19 protein-coding genes and 1 pseudogene are annotated in these 13,325 nt (G+C 70.2%); 8 read left to right on the top strand and 12 right to left on the bottom strand.

All coding sequences use genetic code 11. The features are described from left to right. Positions 1-93 precede the first annotated feature (93 nt). Entirely contained in the window at positions 94-279 is a 186-nt protein-coding gene (locus B7X32_RS11930) for a hypothetical protein (RefSeq protein ID WP_292719791.1), read from the bottom strand. 147 nt (positions 280-426) lie between these two features. On the opposite strand from B7X32_RS11930, the gene B7X32_RS11935 reads away from it, so the two are divergent. The 3 genes from B7X32_RS11935 to B7X32_RS11945 all read left to right on the top strand — a co-directional run bounded on the left by B7X32_RS11935 (position 427) and on the right by B7X32_RS11945 (position 2,144). Beyond that, positions 427-999, top strand: coding sequence for a carboxymuconolactone decarboxylase family protein (locus B7X32_RS11935; protein WP_292719792.1), 573 nt, complete (start codon positions 427-429; stop codon positions 997-999). Positions 1,000-1,148: 149 nt separating this feature from the next. Next, positions 1,149-1,448: a Fe-S cluster assembly protein HesB gene (locus B7X32_RS11940; protein WP_045272208.1), complete on the top strand. Its 300-nt coding sequence runs from the start codon at positions 1,149-1,151 to the stop codon at positions 1,446-1,448. 108 nt (positions 1,449-1,556) lie between these two features. Next, positions 1,557-2,144 carry a 1-acyl-sn-glycerol-3-phosphate acyltransferase gene (locus tag B7X32_RS11945; protein ID WP_292719794.1) on the top strand — a complete coding sequence of 196 codons (588 nt, stop codon included), beginning with the start codon at positions 1,557-1,559 and terminating at the stop codon, positions 2,142-2,144. Here B7X32_RS11945 and B7X32_RS11950 read toward each other — a convergent pair. Genes B7X32_RS11950 through B7X32_RS11965 form a run of 4 tightly spaced genes read right to left on the bottom strand, consistent with a single transcriptional unit; the run spans position 2,128 to position 4,791 of the window. Next, on the bottom strand, positions 2,128-2,766 hold the full coding sequence (locus tag B7X32_RS11950) for a DUF1345 domain-containing protein (protein WP_292719795.1): 639 nt from the start codon (positions 2,764-2,766) through the stop codon (positions 2,128-2,130). The two genes, B7X32_RS11945 and B7X32_RS11950, sit on opposite strands and share 17 nt — an antisense overlap. 26 nt (positions 2,767-2,792) lie before the next feature. Then, the gene (locus B7X32_RS11955) at positions 2,793-3,617 is read right to left on the bottom strand and encodes a DNA-formamidopyrimidine glycosylase family protein (protein ID WP_292719796.1); all 825 of its coding nucleotides are present in this window, start codon (positions 3,615-3,617) and stop codon (positions 2,793-2,795) included. A 44-nt stretch (positions 3,618-3,661) separates the two neighbouring features. Further along, positions 3,662-4,216: an isochorismatase family protein gene (locus tag B7X32_RS11960; RefSeq protein ID WP_292719798.1), complete on the bottom strand. Its 555-nt coding sequence runs from the start codon at positions 4,214-4,216 to the stop codon at positions 3,662-3,664. Beyond that, complete coding sequence (locus tag B7X32_RS11965; RefSeq protein WP_292719800.1) at positions 4,216-4,791, bottom strand: alpha/beta hydrolase; 576 nt, start codon at positions 4,789-4,791, stop codon at positions 4,216-4,218. Before B7X32_RS11965 ends, B7X32_RS11960 begins: the two co-directional genes overlap by 1 nt. 155 nt (positions 4,792-4,946) lie before the next feature. Between B7X32_RS11965 and B7X32_RS11970 the strand changes: the two genes are divergently transcribed. Further along, complete coding sequence (locus B7X32_RS11970; RefSeq protein WP_292719801.1) at positions 4,947-5,288, top strand: YciI family protein; 342 nt, start codon at positions 4,947-4,949, stop codon at positions 5,286-5,288. On the opposite strand, the gene B7X32_RS11975 is transcribed toward B7X32_RS11970, so the two are convergent. Together B7X32_RS11975 and B7X32_RS11980 are read right to left on the bottom strand one after the other, a co-directional pair. Then, positions 5,281-5,442: a hypothetical protein gene (locus B7X32_RS11975; protein ID WP_292719803.1), complete on the bottom strand. Its 162-nt coding sequence runs from the start codon at positions 5,440-5,442 to the stop codon at positions 5,281-5,283. The genes B7X32_RS11970 and B7X32_RS11975 overlap by 8 nt on opposite strands. 59 nt (positions 5,443-5,501) lie before the next feature. Continuing rightward, positions 5,502-6,275, bottom strand: coding sequence for an alpha/beta hydrolase (locus B7X32_RS11980; RefSeq protein ID WP_292719804.1), 774 nt, complete (start codon positions 6,273-6,275; stop codon positions 5,502-5,504). A gap of 137 nt (positions 6,276-6,412) precedes the next feature. On the opposite strand from B7X32_RS11980, the gene B7X32_RS11985 reads away from it, so the two are divergent. Next, a complete protein-coding gene (locus B7X32_RS11985; protein WP_292719805.1) occupies positions 6,413-6,757 on the top strand; it encodes a LysR family transcriptional regulator in 345 nt (114 codons plus the stop codon). A 302-nt stretch (positions 6,758-7,059) separates the two neighbouring features. Here B7X32_RS11985 and B7X32_RS11990 read toward each other — a convergent pair whose 3' ends face one another. The 3 genes from B7X32_RS11990 to B7X32_RS12000 are packed head-to-tail and all read right to left on the bottom strand — an operon-like array spanning position 7,060 to position 9,592. After that, the gene (locus B7X32_RS11990) at positions 7,060-7,704 is read right to left on the bottom strand and encodes a hypothetical protein (protein ID WP_292719806.1); all 645 of its coding nucleotides are present in this window, start codon (positions 7,702-7,704) and stop codon (positions 7,060-7,062) included. Between the two features lie 42 nt (positions 7,705-7,746). Continuing rightward, positions 7,747-8,820 carry a redox-regulated ATPase YchF gene (gene ychF / locus B7X32_RS11995; protein WP_292719808.1) on the bottom strand — a complete coding sequence of 358 codons (1,074 nt, stop codon included), beginning with the start codon at positions 8,818-8,820 and terminating at the stop codon, positions 7,747-7,749. Positions 8,821-8,851: 31 nt separating this feature from the next. After that, on the bottom strand, positions 8,852-9,592 hold the full coding sequence (locus B7X32_RS12000) for a class I SAM-dependent methyltransferase (RefSeq protein ID WP_292719810.1): 741 nt from the start codon (positions 9,590-9,592) through the stop codon (positions 8,852-8,854). Positions 9,593-9,671: 79 nt separating this feature from the next. On the opposite strand from B7X32_RS12000, the gene B7X32_RS12005 reads away from it, so the two are divergent. Continuing rightward, complete coding sequence (locus tag B7X32_RS12005; RefSeq protein ID WP_292719818.1) at positions 9,672-10,274, top strand: 3'-5' exonuclease; 603 nt, start codon at positions 9,672-9,674, stop codon at positions 10,272-10,274. 65 nt (positions 10,275-10,339) lie between these two features. After that, the gene (locus B7X32_RS12010; protein WP_292719812.1) at positions 10,340-11,662 is read left to right on the top strand and encodes a DNA recombination protein RmuC; all 1,323 of its coding nucleotides are present in this window, start codon (positions 10,340-10,342) and stop codon (positions 11,660-11,662) included. On the opposite strand, the gene B7X32_RS12015 is transcribed toward B7X32_RS12010, so the two are convergent. Beyond that, positions 11,637-11,849, bottom strand: coding sequence for a UDP-N-acetylmuramyl pentapeptide phosphotransferase (locus B7X32_RS12015; protein ID WP_292719814.1), 213 nt, complete (start codon positions 11,847-11,849; stop codon positions 11,637-11,639). The genes B7X32_RS12010 and B7X32_RS12015 overlap by 26 nt on opposite strands. A 187-nt stretch (positions 11,850-12,036) precedes the next feature. Then, positions 12,037-13,029, bottom strand: a complete 993-nt coding sequence (glpX, locus tag B7X32_RS12020) for a class II fructose-bisphosphatase (RefSeq protein WP_292719816.1) — start codon at positions 13,027-13,029, stop codon at positions 12,037-12,039. A gap of 184 nt (positions 13,030-13,213) precedes the next feature. Between glpX and B7X32_RS12025 the strand changes: the two are divergent. Continuing rightward, positions 13,214-13,325: pseudogene (locus tag B7X32_RS12025) on the top strand (class II fructose-bisphosphate aldolase); the annotation flags it as partial.

Genomic DNA, 13,325 nt, shown 5'->3' on the forward strand with positions numbered 1-13,325 from the left:
AGGGCAGACGGAGCTGAAACGGGGGCAACCCAGAGCAGGGGCCCCGAAGCAGGGGCACCCCGGGCCGGCGGGCCGGCGCGCGCAGGAAGGCGGTCAGGCCTTGGTGCCGGGGAGGCGGCAGACGCCACCGATGCAGAGGCCGGCGTCGGCGGCGTCGAGGCCCGGGAACAGCGCCAAGCTGCCCAGCGTGCCGCCCGAGGCGTCGCCCGGAGCAGCACCATTCGTCGGGCGCTGGGCGTCCGCGGAGGTCTGCTGCTCGGATTCGGCTGCGGTGGTCATCCCTCGATGCTACGCCCGTGCGCGACAGTGGGCGCCGTTGAGGCGTTCGCCCCATGTCGCCGGGCGCGCGCCCGGCGTAGTCTTCGCTCGTGAGCTGGGGTTCGCCGCCTGCGAGAACGCCCCGGCGCGGATGCGAAGGAGCTTCCCATGATCATCAGCACTCCCCCGGCCGAGACCGCCGAAGGGCACGCCGCCGACATGTACGCCGAGGACGTCGCCGACGCGGGGTTCGTCTTCGCCTACACGCGGGCGATGGCGGTGAATCCGGAGGCGCATGAGGCGTTCATGGCGCTCATCCGGGCGATCGTGCCGTCGATCGGCGTGCGTGTGTACGAGGCCGCGACGCTCGGCGCGGCCCGCGCGATCGGGTCCCCGCACTGCCTGCTCGCCCACGGGCGCAAGTCGCTGCGGGCCGACGTGCTCAGCGAGGACGGACTCGCCGCGTTCGCACGCGGAGACGACAGCGGTTTCACGCCTGCGGAACAGGCCGTGATCCGGTATGCCGAGGCGCTCTCCACGGATCCGCGCGCCATGACCGACGCCGACACGCAGCGGCTGCGGGACGCCGGCTACGACGACCGCCAGATCGTGGACATCACCCTCGCCGCCGCCGCACGGAACTACTTCAGCCGGTCACTGCTCGCCCTCGCCGTCCCCACGGATGACGTGCCGGGGCTGGATCCGGCGACGGCGGCGGCGCTCCGAGCCGCCGCCGCCTGACGCAGGTACCCCCGCACGATCCCAGGTGGGAAGACCCTCCGAATCGAGACGAATCGCCGCACAGCGGTTGAGAGCTCGGTCCCGAAGGGGAATCGTGGCCCGGACACATGCCGTGACCTCGGCATGTCCGCAACCGGAAGGAGTGCCTCGTGCTCACCTTGACCGACAACGCCACTGCGCTGGTCACCACGCTCGTCCGTCGTCGTACCGACACGGAGGGGGCGGGTCTGCGCATCCACACGGCCGAGACGCCGGGACAGGCGGGCGAACCCCGCCTCGCCGCCGACGTGGTCGTCTCGCCGGAGCCGGACGACCAGATCCTGGATCTGCCCGGCGCCCCGGTCTTCCTGGAAGGGGAGGCCGCCATCGTCCTGGACGACAAGGTCCTCGACGCGAACGTGAATGAGGAGGGCGCCGTGTCGTTCTCCCTGATGCCGAAGGTCGCCTGACCCTCGGCACCCGACGGGCGCATGATCCGGACCTCGAGTCCGGTCATGCGCCCGTTCCCGTACCCGTTCATGCGGAGCGCGGCATGCGGTCCCCTCTACCGTGGACGGATGCTCAAACGCCTCGCCGCCCGCGTGTTCTGGACGCTCAGCCGCTGGACGCTCGCGACCGAGCCCGCGCCGACGCGTCCGACCGTGCTGATCGGCGCCCCGCACACCTCGAACTGGGACTTCGTGCTCATGCTCGGCATCGCGTGGCGACTCGGCATCGACGTGCACTGGCTGGGCAAGAAGAGCCTGTTCCACGGCTGGCGCGGCCCGCTCATGCGCCGCCTCGGCGGGATCCCGGTGGACCGGTCGGATCCCTCTCGCGTCGTCGATGAGGTCGTCGCGCAGGTGAACGGCGGCGCCGTGTTCGGCCTGGTGGTCACCCCCGACGGCACGCGCGGCGGCAACGAGTACTGGAAGAGCGGCTTCTACCGCATCGCCCGGGAGACCGGGATGCCGGTGACCCTCGGGTTCGTCGACCGCACCACCATGACGACCGGGCTCGGCCCGACCTTCGAGCTCACCGGCGACGTGGTGGCCGACATGGACAGGATCCGCGCGTTCTACGCCGACAAGGCGGGCGTGCGTCCGGAACGGCGCACCGAACCGCGCCTTCGTGAGGAGCTCGCCGCCGTCACCCCAGTCCCGTGACCAGGTTGATGATCGTGCCGAGGATCAGCGCGCCGAACAGGTAGGCGATCGTGGTCTGCGCGATGACGATGCGCCGGATCGCGTTGCGCGTGACGTTGGTGTCCGCCACCTGATAGGTCATCCCGAGCCCGACCGAGAAGTAGATGAAGTCGGTGTACTCGGGATCCTCTTTCTGGTTGAAGACGATCCCGCCGGAGCCGTCGTAGTAGAGCTTCGCGTACCGCAGCATGTAGTCGGTCTGGATCAGCCCCCAGGAGGCAGCGACGCTGAGCACCGCGCTTCCGGCGAGTGCGAACTGGGTCCATCCCTCGGCGTGCCGGGCCTGGAGCACCACGACGAGAACAGCGGCGATGCTGACGAAACTGCCGGTCAGCGCGATCGCCCGGGCGGCACCGCGTCCGGGATCCTCCTCGGTCGCGTGAGCATGCGTCTGCGCGGCATCCATCCGCCACACCACCAGCAGGATCCAGACGACGCTCACGAGGGCGAGCGCACCCCATCCGGCGAGGATCCCCGCCGCGAGGCCGAGGAACGGCGTGACGACGAAGCCGACCACGACGCCGACGATGATCGCGACCGTCGCGCGCACGCGCCAACGGTGTCGCAGGGGAAGCTCGCTCACCACCGAATGCTATCCCCGGGGCCGACTCATGCCGCGGAGCGTTCGGGCTGGCAGTGCGGACAGAACTGCGCCGATGCGCCCCCGAAGACGCGGTCCACGATCGTCGTGCCGCACACCGGGCATGCCTCGCCGCCGCGCCCGTGCACGGCCATCGCGGCGACCTTGGCCTGCTTGAGCCGGTCGGGCGGCAGCCCTCGCCGATCCGCGAGCGCGCCCCTCAGCACGTCGACCGTGGCGTGGAAGAGCCGTTCCCGCTCCTCGCCGTCGAGCAGCGCGGCATGCACCACCGGCGAGATCTTCGCGCGGTGCAGGATCTCATCCGAGTAGGCGTTGCCGATGCCCGCGAGCGAGGTCTGCTCCTGCAGCAGCGCCTTGATCTGCTTGCGCCGGCCGCCGAGCGCACGCTCGAAGGCATCGCGATCGAAGTCCTCCGCAAGGGGATCCGGCCCGAGCGCCGCAATGCCCGCGACGTCCGTGGGCGCGTCGACGACGTTCGCGGTGACGGCCAGGAAGTCGCCCAAGTCCACGAGCTGCATCACGGCGCCGTCATCGAGCACGATCCGGGCGACCTCCGGCACGGGCTCCTCACTCGGTGGATCCTCCGGAGCATGCCAGCGGATCCACCCGTTGCGCCCGAAGCCGATCATCAGCCAACCGGCCTCGGTCTCGAACCCGACGTGCTTGCCGAAGCGCTCCAGACGCCGGATGCGGGCGCCGATCAGTGAGCCCGGCGGACGATCCCGCGTCTTGATGATGCGGAACTCGCCGACATCCAGCTCGGCGATCGCACGATCACGGATCCGCTCGTCGAGGAACTCGACCAGCGCCTGCACCTCCGGAGACTCGGGCATGCGCCCATCCTCGCACCGGGGTCGGACATCCGGGCCCTCCGCCGTCAGGCGAGCGCGACCTCGTCGTGCCGCGCGACGGCGAACTCCTGCCCCGGGTAGCGGAGGCCGGCGAAGTACATGTTGGTGTGCGCGACGATCTGCTCTCCGGAGATCCGGACGCCGTCCGCGGTCGTGTCGACCGTCGTGTGCGCATCGCGCACGAGCGTGACGTCGTAGCCCTCCGCCGCCGCGCGCTGGGTCGTCGTGCGCACGCAGAAGTCCGACTGGGCGCCGGCGACGACCAGACGGGTCGCACCGTATCCGTCCAGCACCGCCCGAAGGTCTGTGCCCGCGAACGCGTCGCGGTAGCTCTTGCGCACGAGAGCCTCGCCCTCGGCGCGGGCGAGCGGCGCGGCGAGCTCCCAGTCCGGGGTGCCGACGCCGACAGGGTCGTGATGCACCCACACCACGGGGACGCCTTCGCCGCGTGCCCGGCGCACGAGAGCGTCGGTCCGCGACAACACCCCGTGCTCGTCGAAGCAGCCGGGCATGACGCCCGCCTGCATGTCGATCACGAGGAGGACGGTCCGGCCCTCCGGACGTGCAGCGGTGTCCGCCATCAGTCCCAGGCCAGGTAGTCCTCGATGGCGAACGCCGTGTCGACCGGGTCGCTCACGGGGAACAGATGCCCGCCGCCCTCGATCGTCACGATGCTGGCGCGCTCCACCGCGGAGGCGCGCAGCTTCTCGCCGTTCGCCGGCGGCATGACGTCGTCCGCGGATCCCTGGATGATCAGGATCGGCACGGAAGGCGCGATCGGCACCTCGACGTCCTCGACGCCCAGCAGCAGCACGCCGAGGGCGCGGTCGGTGCGCTTCGCGGAGAGCGCGCGGGCGACCGTGCCGCCCACGCCGTGGCCGCCGATCCAGGTCGCGCCGATGCCGACGTGGTCCATGACGTCGCTCGCGTCCTGCACCCGGTCCTCGAGCGTCGCGTCGTCATCCTTGCGGTTGCCGATCCGCAGCACGCGGATCCCTTCACCGGCGAGGATGTGCGCGACCGATCCCAGCGCTCCGCCTTCGAGACCGCGTCCCGGGATCAGCACCAGAACGGGTCCGTCACCCTCCGACATCTCATCGATGTAGGGGATCGCGCGGCCATCGGGTTCGAAGATGCTGTTGTTCTCGGTAGTCACCGAGCCATCGTACCGAGTCCCGCCAGAGCCACCGCTGGGGCGATCGCCGGGACAGGAGGGGCCGCGCGTGGTCCGGATCGAGGGTCGCCCGCGCAAGATCCCCGGCGTACGATCGCGAGAGGGCCGGTGACCGCACGGCGACGCGAGGAGCGACGATGACGCAGTACATCATCTACTTCAACCAGCAGTGGGTGGGCGATCACAGCCCCGAGTGGTTCGCCGAACGCGGGCCTCTGGCCAATGCCGTCGTGTCGGACCTCAGGGACGCCGGTGCCCTCGTCTTCGCGGCCGGCGTGCACGAGGACGACGATGCGGCGTTCACCGCCGACGCGACCAGCGGGACGACGGTGATCGCCTCCGGCCCCTTCGCCCCGGGTGAGCAGCGCATCGGAGGCCTGACCATCATCGACGTCCCCGACGACGAGGCCGCGAAGGCGTGGGCGGGCCGGATCGCCGAGGCCTGCGGCTGGCCGCAGGAGGTTCGGCAGGTCAGCTGACCCGGTCCCCCTCGTCGGGCTCCGCACGGAGCAGATCCGCGATCTCCTCCTCCGGACGGGGCGCGATGTTCTCGTCCTCCTCCAGCTCGGGGATCGTGGGCTCACCCGGTTCCGGGATATGCCGCGGCGTGGAGTGCTCATCGGTATCGGACATGGCCGTGCCTCCTCTGGACGACATCGTCATCCTACGAGCCGCGAGACGGGAGCGAGCGCTCAGCGCGGAACCCGATCCACCCAGTCCTGGATCAACGCGCGCAAGAGGCCGGGTCGTTCATGCGGAAGCGCGTGACCGGCGTCATCCAGGACCGCCGCCGTCGCGTGCGGGTGGCGATCGACGAGATCGAGCGCGGCGGCGTATCCGACCGTCGAGTCGAGCCGCCCTGCGACGACCAGCATCGGGCCGCCGAACGGCGCCCCCTCCCCTGACTCCAGCTCCCAGCGTTCGGCGATCCGCTCCATCGCAGCCTCGTCCGCGAGCTCCATGCCTGGCACGACGAACCGTTCGTACCGTTCCAGCATCCCCGGCGTCTGCACGACGAAGTAGCCCCGGAACTCCTCATCGCCGAGATCGCCGGATCCGGCGACCACGCGATGCTCCGGAACGTCCCGGATGCCCGGCAGCAGCGGGCAGACCAGGGCGAGGCCCGCCACCCGGGAGGATCGGCGCTCGGCCATCGCCAGCGCGAAGTGCGCTCCCGCCGAGTGCCCGACGACGAGACAGGGTTCGCCGCCGCTCACGAGCTCCGCGAACTCGAGAAGAACCGAGAGGACGTCCTCCGCGCTGCGGATCTCCGCCGGCGCGGGCGTGCGGCCCATCCCCGGCAGATCGGGATAGATCCGCCGGATCCCCGACGCTCCGGCGAACGCCGATTCGAAGCAGGCCTCGGACTCGCGGTGGTCCACGCCGGCTCCATGCAGGATCAACGCGGGCCGGCCCGAACCGTGCTCGACGTAGTGCACCGTGGTCTTGCTCGTGCGCGCTTCCACGGCCCCACCGTAGTGCGTCCGATCCGGCGAGGCACGCTCTCGTCGGACGCTCCCCGTGCCCGCGCCGGGTGCCGCCGGCCGGCGGAAGCCCCGTACGCTGGACGACGCCGCGATCTGCGCGCGAAAGGAAGGGTTCCATGAAGATCACCCAGCTTCGGCGGTTCGTCGCCGTCGCGGAGGAGCTGCACTTCCCGCGCGCAGCCGCCCGGCTCGGCATCCCGCTCGCCGCGCTGTACTCGTCCATCGAGAAGCTCGAGGAAGAGGTCGGGCACCCGCTCGTCACGCGTGGGAGCTCCACCGCCCTGACCAATGCCGGCGTTCTCCTGTTGCCCGAGGCGCGGGACAGGATCGCGGCGGCACCACCGCCTCCGCGGAAGTCGGACGCCCCTTCCGGCGGCAAAGCCAAAGCGTCCAAGGGAAAGGGTCGGGCTCCCGCCGTGAAGGGGCAGCCCAAGCCCTACAAGAAGCGCCAAGGGCGCTGACGCGAACCTAAGTCAGCCGGCCCGAGCCGCGGGAGCACTGCGAGGCCGCTAGCGAATCTCGAAAGTCACGCAGCCCTCAGCGGTGTGATCGCCGCGATCTGCTCGGCGACGCGATCCTCGGCCAGGTCCAGTTCATACCGCGTCGCCGAGCGCTCATCCGGGCTCCAGCTCACGACAATCGCCGCCAGATCTCGGTAACCGGACGACCAGCTTGGAGCGCTTCGGCCGAGTCGTGGTCAGCCCAGTGCATAAGGTCAGCGTGATTCCGGCAGATCACTGATTCCTTCGACGTGCTCCCGCGCCTAGAGCGACTGTTTGAGAGCACGTCGAAGAATCGAGCGAACCGCGACCTTGCGCGCGGTGCGGGCGAGCCATTCCTCCATCGGTAGCGTCAAGAGCGGAACCTCAACCGTGGTGACGAACCCCACATCGGAGAAGAGCTTTCCGCCCAAGCCCGTCGCCGTCCGCCAGAGCTCGAGGTCCGAGATCTCGAGCACCGCATCGCGGTTCTCAACGAGGTCGTCGGTGCTTCGTTCTGCTGGCGTCAGGCTCAGTGCGATCAGCTTTGCAGCCGCGCTGAGGACAACCGGCGGAAAGACTGTCACAGCCGCATCGGCATCGCGGCCCACTGGAGTGCGACGCTCAACCGGATACGGTCGGTACCTCACGTTCCGCAGTATGGGAGTTTCGAGACCCTCCCACGCCCTCCGGGACACAGACCCCACGACACTTATCCATTGCGGCTCGCCGTGATATTCGATCATTTCGATGTACCGGGATGCTGCCATCGGCTGCTCGGGGTGAGTCGCAATGATGGGTCCGGGGATAACCGGTTCGTCAGGGGTGAGCTGCCCTCGAAGAAACGCTCTGCCCTCTGGAGACTTGACCGCGAGTCCCTCGCCCACCACAGGTACGTCGGCGGAAGGTCCCGTATCGCCGTCACGCATCAGTTCGGGTAACCGTCTGGCATGTACACCCATACGAGAAACCTAAACGTTGAAGCGGAATTCCACGACGTCGCCGTCCTGCATCACGTAGTCCTTGCCCTCCAGGCGCGCCTTGCCCTTGGAGCGGGCCTCGACCACGGATCCGGTGTCCACGAGGTCCTGGAACGAGATGACCTCGGCCTTGATGAAGCCCTTCTCGAAGTCGGTGTGGATCACACCGGCCGCCTGAGGAGCCTTGTCGCCCTTGTGGATCGTCCAGGCGCGCGCTTCCTTCGGGCCCGCCGTGAGGTAGGTCTGCAGGCCCAGGGTGTCGAACCCGATGCGCGCGAGCTGGTCGAGGCCCGACTCGTCCTGACCGGTGGAGGCGAGGAGCTCCGCGGCGTCCTCGGGATCCAGGTCGATGAGCTCGGACTCGATCTTCGCGTCCAGGAAGATCGCCTGCGCCGGGGCGACGAGTGCGGCGAGCTCCGCCTTGCGGGCGGCATCCGTGAGCACGGCCTCGTCGACGTTGAAGACGAAGATGACCGGCTTCGAGGTCAGCAGGCCCAGCTCCTTGATCGGAGCCAGGTCGATCCCGCTCGTGGAGAGCAGCTGGCCACGCTCGAGCGAGTCCTTCGCGGCCTTGGCGGCCTCGAGCACGGACGCGTCGGTCTTGCGGCCGCGCACCTCCTTCTCGATGCGCACGATCGCCTTCTCGAGCGTCTGCAGGTCGGCGAGCATGAGCTCGGCGTTGATGGTCTCGAGGTCGTTCTTCGGGTCGATCGCACCGTCCACGTGCACCACGTCGTCGTCCGCGAAGCCGCGGACGACCTGCGCGATCGCGTCGGCCTCGCGGATGTTCGCGAGGAACTGGTTGCCCAGGCCCTCCCCCTCGCTCGCGCCGCGCACGATGCCGGCGATGTCGACGAACGACACCGTCGCGGGCAGGATCCGCTCGCTGCCGAAGATCTCGGCGAGTGCGTTCAGCCGCGCGTCGGGCAGGTTCACCACGCCGACGTTCGGCTCGATCGTCGCGAACGGGTAGTTCGCCGCGAGCACGTCGTTCTTGGTGAGGGCGTTGAAGAGGGTGGACTTGCCGACGTTGGGCAGTCCTACGATTCCGATGGTGAGAGCCACGGGGTACGAGTCTACCGGGGCCGGCCTGGGCTCAGGATCCGCGGATCGCGCGATAGGCAGCCGTCACGTACGGCATCGACAACGTCGCCCCCTCGACCAGGCCGAGCTCGTCGAAGAGGTCGTCCATGGCCTGCGCGATCCGCGCCTTCTCCTCGGGCGGCGACGTGATGATGAGGCTGCGCGAACTCGCCATCGCGTGCAGCTCGGCGCGCGTCATCTCCCGAGCCCATTCCCAGCGCCGTTCCTCCAGCTCCCCAAAGGGCGCGGCCACGCGCACGGCGTTCTCGCCGATCATCTCCTCTGCCGCGCTGCCGCCCATGATGTCGGTCAGCCGTCGCACCCATTCCGTGCGATCGTCCCGCACGTTCCAGATCAGTCCGAGCACGCCGCCTGGCCGCACCACGCGGCCGATCTCTGCGGAGGCGGCGACCGGGTCGACCCAGTGCCAGGCCTGACCGAGGGTGGCGGCGTCGGCGACGGCGTCCGCCAGCGGCAGCGCCTCCGCGGTGCCGGTGAACGCCTCGACACCGGGCGTCTTCTCCCGCAGGGCGTCGAGCATCTGCGGATCCGGGTCCACGGCCGTCACGCCCGTGTCGCCGAGGGCGAGCACGGCGCGGGTGAGCTTGCCCGTCCCCGCGCCGATGTCGACGACAGCCCTGTCGCCCTCCGGCAGCGGCTCCAGCAGCCAGGCGACCGCGTCCGACCGGTACTCCGGCCGTCCCTTCTCATAGCTGCCCGTCTCGGATCCGAAGCTCGTCGCACGTTCGACCATGGCCCGAGCCTACGCCCGGATCCGCGCCGCCCCGGCGCGCCTGAACGGCGCCGGGGCCTCTGCGACGGAGGCTGGACGCGTGGCCCTGGACTTCACCGCGATCGACTTCGAGACGGCGAACTCCTCTCCGGCCTCCGCCTGTGCAGTGGGCCTGGTCCGCGTCAGGGACGGCGTCGTCGTCGCACAGACGGGCTGGCTGATCCGCCCGCCGGCAGGTCACGACGCGTTCCAGGAGTGGAACGTGCGGATCCACGGCATCGAGGCGCATGAGGTCGTGGACGCCGACGGCTGGAGCGAGCAGCTCGACCGGCTCTGCGCGTTCGCCGGCGCCGACGTGCTCGTCGCGCACAACGCGGGCTTCGACCTGAACGTGATCCGCCGCGCCTGCGAGGCCACAGGAGACGAATGCCCGCCGTATCAGTCGCTCTGCAGCCTGAGCGTCGCGCGCAAGGTGTACGACCTCGATTCCTACAAGCTCCCCGTCGCCGCGGCCGCCGCCGGTTTCGGCGCGTTCCCGCACCATGACGCCCTGGCCGACGCACGCGCCTGCGCGCAGATCGTGATCGACGCGGCCCTGCGCACAGCGTCGGGCTCGGTGCAGCAGCTCGCCGAGGCGATCGGCGTCCCGCTCGGCGCCCCTCTCGCCCCTGCCGCACCCGCGAAGGTGCGCGCCGCCGCCTAACGCCGTTCCGGTCGTCCGCGGCCGGGCTCTCCTGCGATGTCGGTGGCCCCGCCCATGATGGACGCATGGACGCGCTCGCACTGCTCATCGCCGCACTCACCGCCGTGGCGGGCCTCGCGCTGGGCTGGTTCCTCGGCCGCAGCCGCGGCGCCGCCGATCTCGCCCGCGCCGACGCGGAACTCGCCGTCGTGCGCGAGGACAGGGACAGGCAGAACGACCTGTACCGCGACGCCGTCGAGCATGCCCGCCGGGAGCAGCACGACGCGGCGGAGCGCGTCCGTCAGGAGAACGCGGTGCTCACCGCGCTCGCCCCGGTGCGGGAGAGCCTGCACCGCATGCAGCAGACCGTGACCGTGCTGGAACGGGAGCGGCATGCGCAGTTCGGCCAGCTCAGCGAGCAGCTGCGCCGCACAGAGGAGAACGGCGAGGCGCTGCGCTCCACGACCGAATCACTGGCCGGCGCCCTGCGTTCGACGTCCGCGCGCGGAGTGTGGGGCGAGACGCAGCTCCGCCGTGTGGTGGAGGCCGCGGGTCTCACCCGGCACGTCGACTTCGACCTGCAGGCCACGATCCATTCCGATGCGGGCCACGGCCGCCCCGATATGGTGATCCGTCTCGCCGGCGGCGCCTCGATCGCAGTGGACGCCAAGGCCCCGCTCGACGCGTTCCTCGCCGCGGGCGCGCTCGGATCCGACGACCCGCAGCGCCGCCCGCTCATGCAGCAGCACGTCAAGGCCGTGCGCGCGCACATCGACGCGCTGGCGAAGAAGGCCTATTGGTCCGGCCTCGAGGTGAGCCCCGAGTTCGTGATCTGCTTCCTGCCCAGCGAATCGCTGCTCTCCGCGGCGCTCGACGAGGATCCGGCGCTGCTCGACTACGCCTTCAACAAGCGCGTGGCGCTCGCCACCCCGGTGAACCTGTGGGCCGTGCTGAAGACCGTCGCCTACACCTGGAAGCAACAGGAGCTGTCCGCAGAGGCAGCCGTGCTCCTCGATCTCGGCACCCAGCTGTACGACCGGCTCGGTGTGCTCGCCGGGCATGCAGACGACCTGCGCCGCGCGCTCGAGCGCACGGTCGACAGCTACAACCGCTTCGCCGGATCCCTGGAGAGCCGGGTGCTCGTGACGGCCCGCCGCTTCCCCGGCGTGGACGCGGACGCCCTCACCGCCCCGGCGACGCTGACCAGTGCGACCCGACGGTTCACCGCCGACGAGCTGACGTCGTCCGCGGATGAGGACCACGCGGAGGGGATCCGTGCGGACCTCGGCGAGCTGCGCGCGCGTCTGAGCGGCCAGGATACCGATGACGCTGCACCCGCCGATCGGGACTCCGCGCACGACGATCAGGCCGAGCCGGAGGAGGTCACGCGCTCCCGGGAACCCCGCTGAGCAGAGCGACGACGGTGGCGGAGAACAGCACGAAGGCTCCGATCATCCACCAGGCGCTGATCTCGTGCCCCTCTTCGCGGCGCACGCGGAACAGGACATCGGTGCGGCGAGCGGCATCCATCTCGACGATCTTGACGGATCCGGTGTCGGTGACCGTCTCCTGGCGGTAGATGTTCTCCGCAGCCATCGTCCACGCTCCCCTGCTCCGCATTCGAACCGCGCTGAATGCGCCGTGCACGCCGGTCGGCGCCTCCTCCATTGTGCCAGGTGACACGGAGAAGACGCGGAATGCGATCAGGTCGTTACCCGCGGGCCTCCACAGGGGGCCCGCACGGTCCGGCTCCCTCGGGACGCCGGTGCCGCGGAAGGCCCGCTCAGAGCCACTTCGAGACGAGGTGCTCCGAGGCGATACGTCGCAGAGTGCCGGACGCGCTGCGCAGCACCACGCTCTCGGTGTAGAGGTAGCCGCCGTCGCGGCGGACGCCGGCGACGAGCTGCCCGTCGGTCACCCCGGTGGCGACGAAGATCGTGTTGTTGCCGCGCACCAGGTCGTCGGCCTCGTAGACCTTGTCCATGTCGAGTCCGGCGTCGATGCCGCGCTGGCGCTCGTCGTCGTCGCGCGGCCACAGCCGGCCCTGGATGTGCCCACCGAGAGCCTTGATCGCGCACGCCGTGACGATGCCCTCCGGGCTTCCGCCGACGCCGATGCACATATCGGTGCGTGCGCCGTGCCGCGCCGCGTTGATGCCGCCGGCGACATCGCCGTCGCTCATCAGGCGGGTTCCGGCGCCCGCGTCCCGGATCTCCTGGATGAGCTGCTCGTGACGCGGACGGTTCAGCACCGAGACGACGATCTCCTCGACGGGCTTGCCGAGGGCACCGGCGAGGCGCTTGATGTTCTCCGCGACGGGGAGGCGGATGTCGACGACGCCGACACCGGCGGGGCCCGTGACGAGCTTGTCCATGTAGAACACGCTCGAGGCGTCGAGCATCGTGCCGCGGTCGGAGACCGCGATCACCGAAAGCGCGTTCTGGCGGCCGGCCGCGGTCAGCGAGGTGCCGTCGATCGGATCCACGGCGATGTCGCACTGCGGGCCCGTGCCGGATCCGCTGCCGACGTGCTCGCCGTTGAACAGCATGGGGGCGTTGTCCTTCTCGCCCTCGCCGATCACCACGCGCCCGTCGAAGTCGACGGTACCGAGGAAGGCGCGCATCGCGTCCACGGCGGCGCCGTCGGCCGCCTCCTTCGCACCGCGTCCGATGAACGGAACGGCGCGGATCGCCGCGGCCTCCGTCGCACGGACGAGCTCCAGTGCGAGGTTGCGGTCGGGGCTGAGGGGGCTGAGATCGGCTGTGAGGCTCACCATGCCCCCCAGCGTAGGGGCGGCCCGGTTACGGATCCGCAGATTTCCGCGTCAGGAAACCGAAAGATCCGCGCTTCTTTACCAGGCCGAAGATCCGCCTTCCCGGGCCCGCCGTCACGCGCTCTGAATCGCCGTTCCTGCGGCGCTAGAGTGGCACCGACCCCCGTCGTCCAGCACAGGAGAAGCCATGCCCGTTGCCACCCCGGATCAGTACGCCGAGATGCTCGACCGCGCGAAGGCAGGCGGCTTCGCCTACCCGGCCTTCAACGTCTCCAGCTCGCAGACCATCCACGCCGTGC

Source organism: Microbacterium sp. 13-71-7 (assembly GCF_002257455.1).
Taxonomy (GTDB): domain Bacteria; phylum Actinomycetota; class Actinomycetes; order Actinomycetales; family Microbacteriaceae; genus Microbacterium.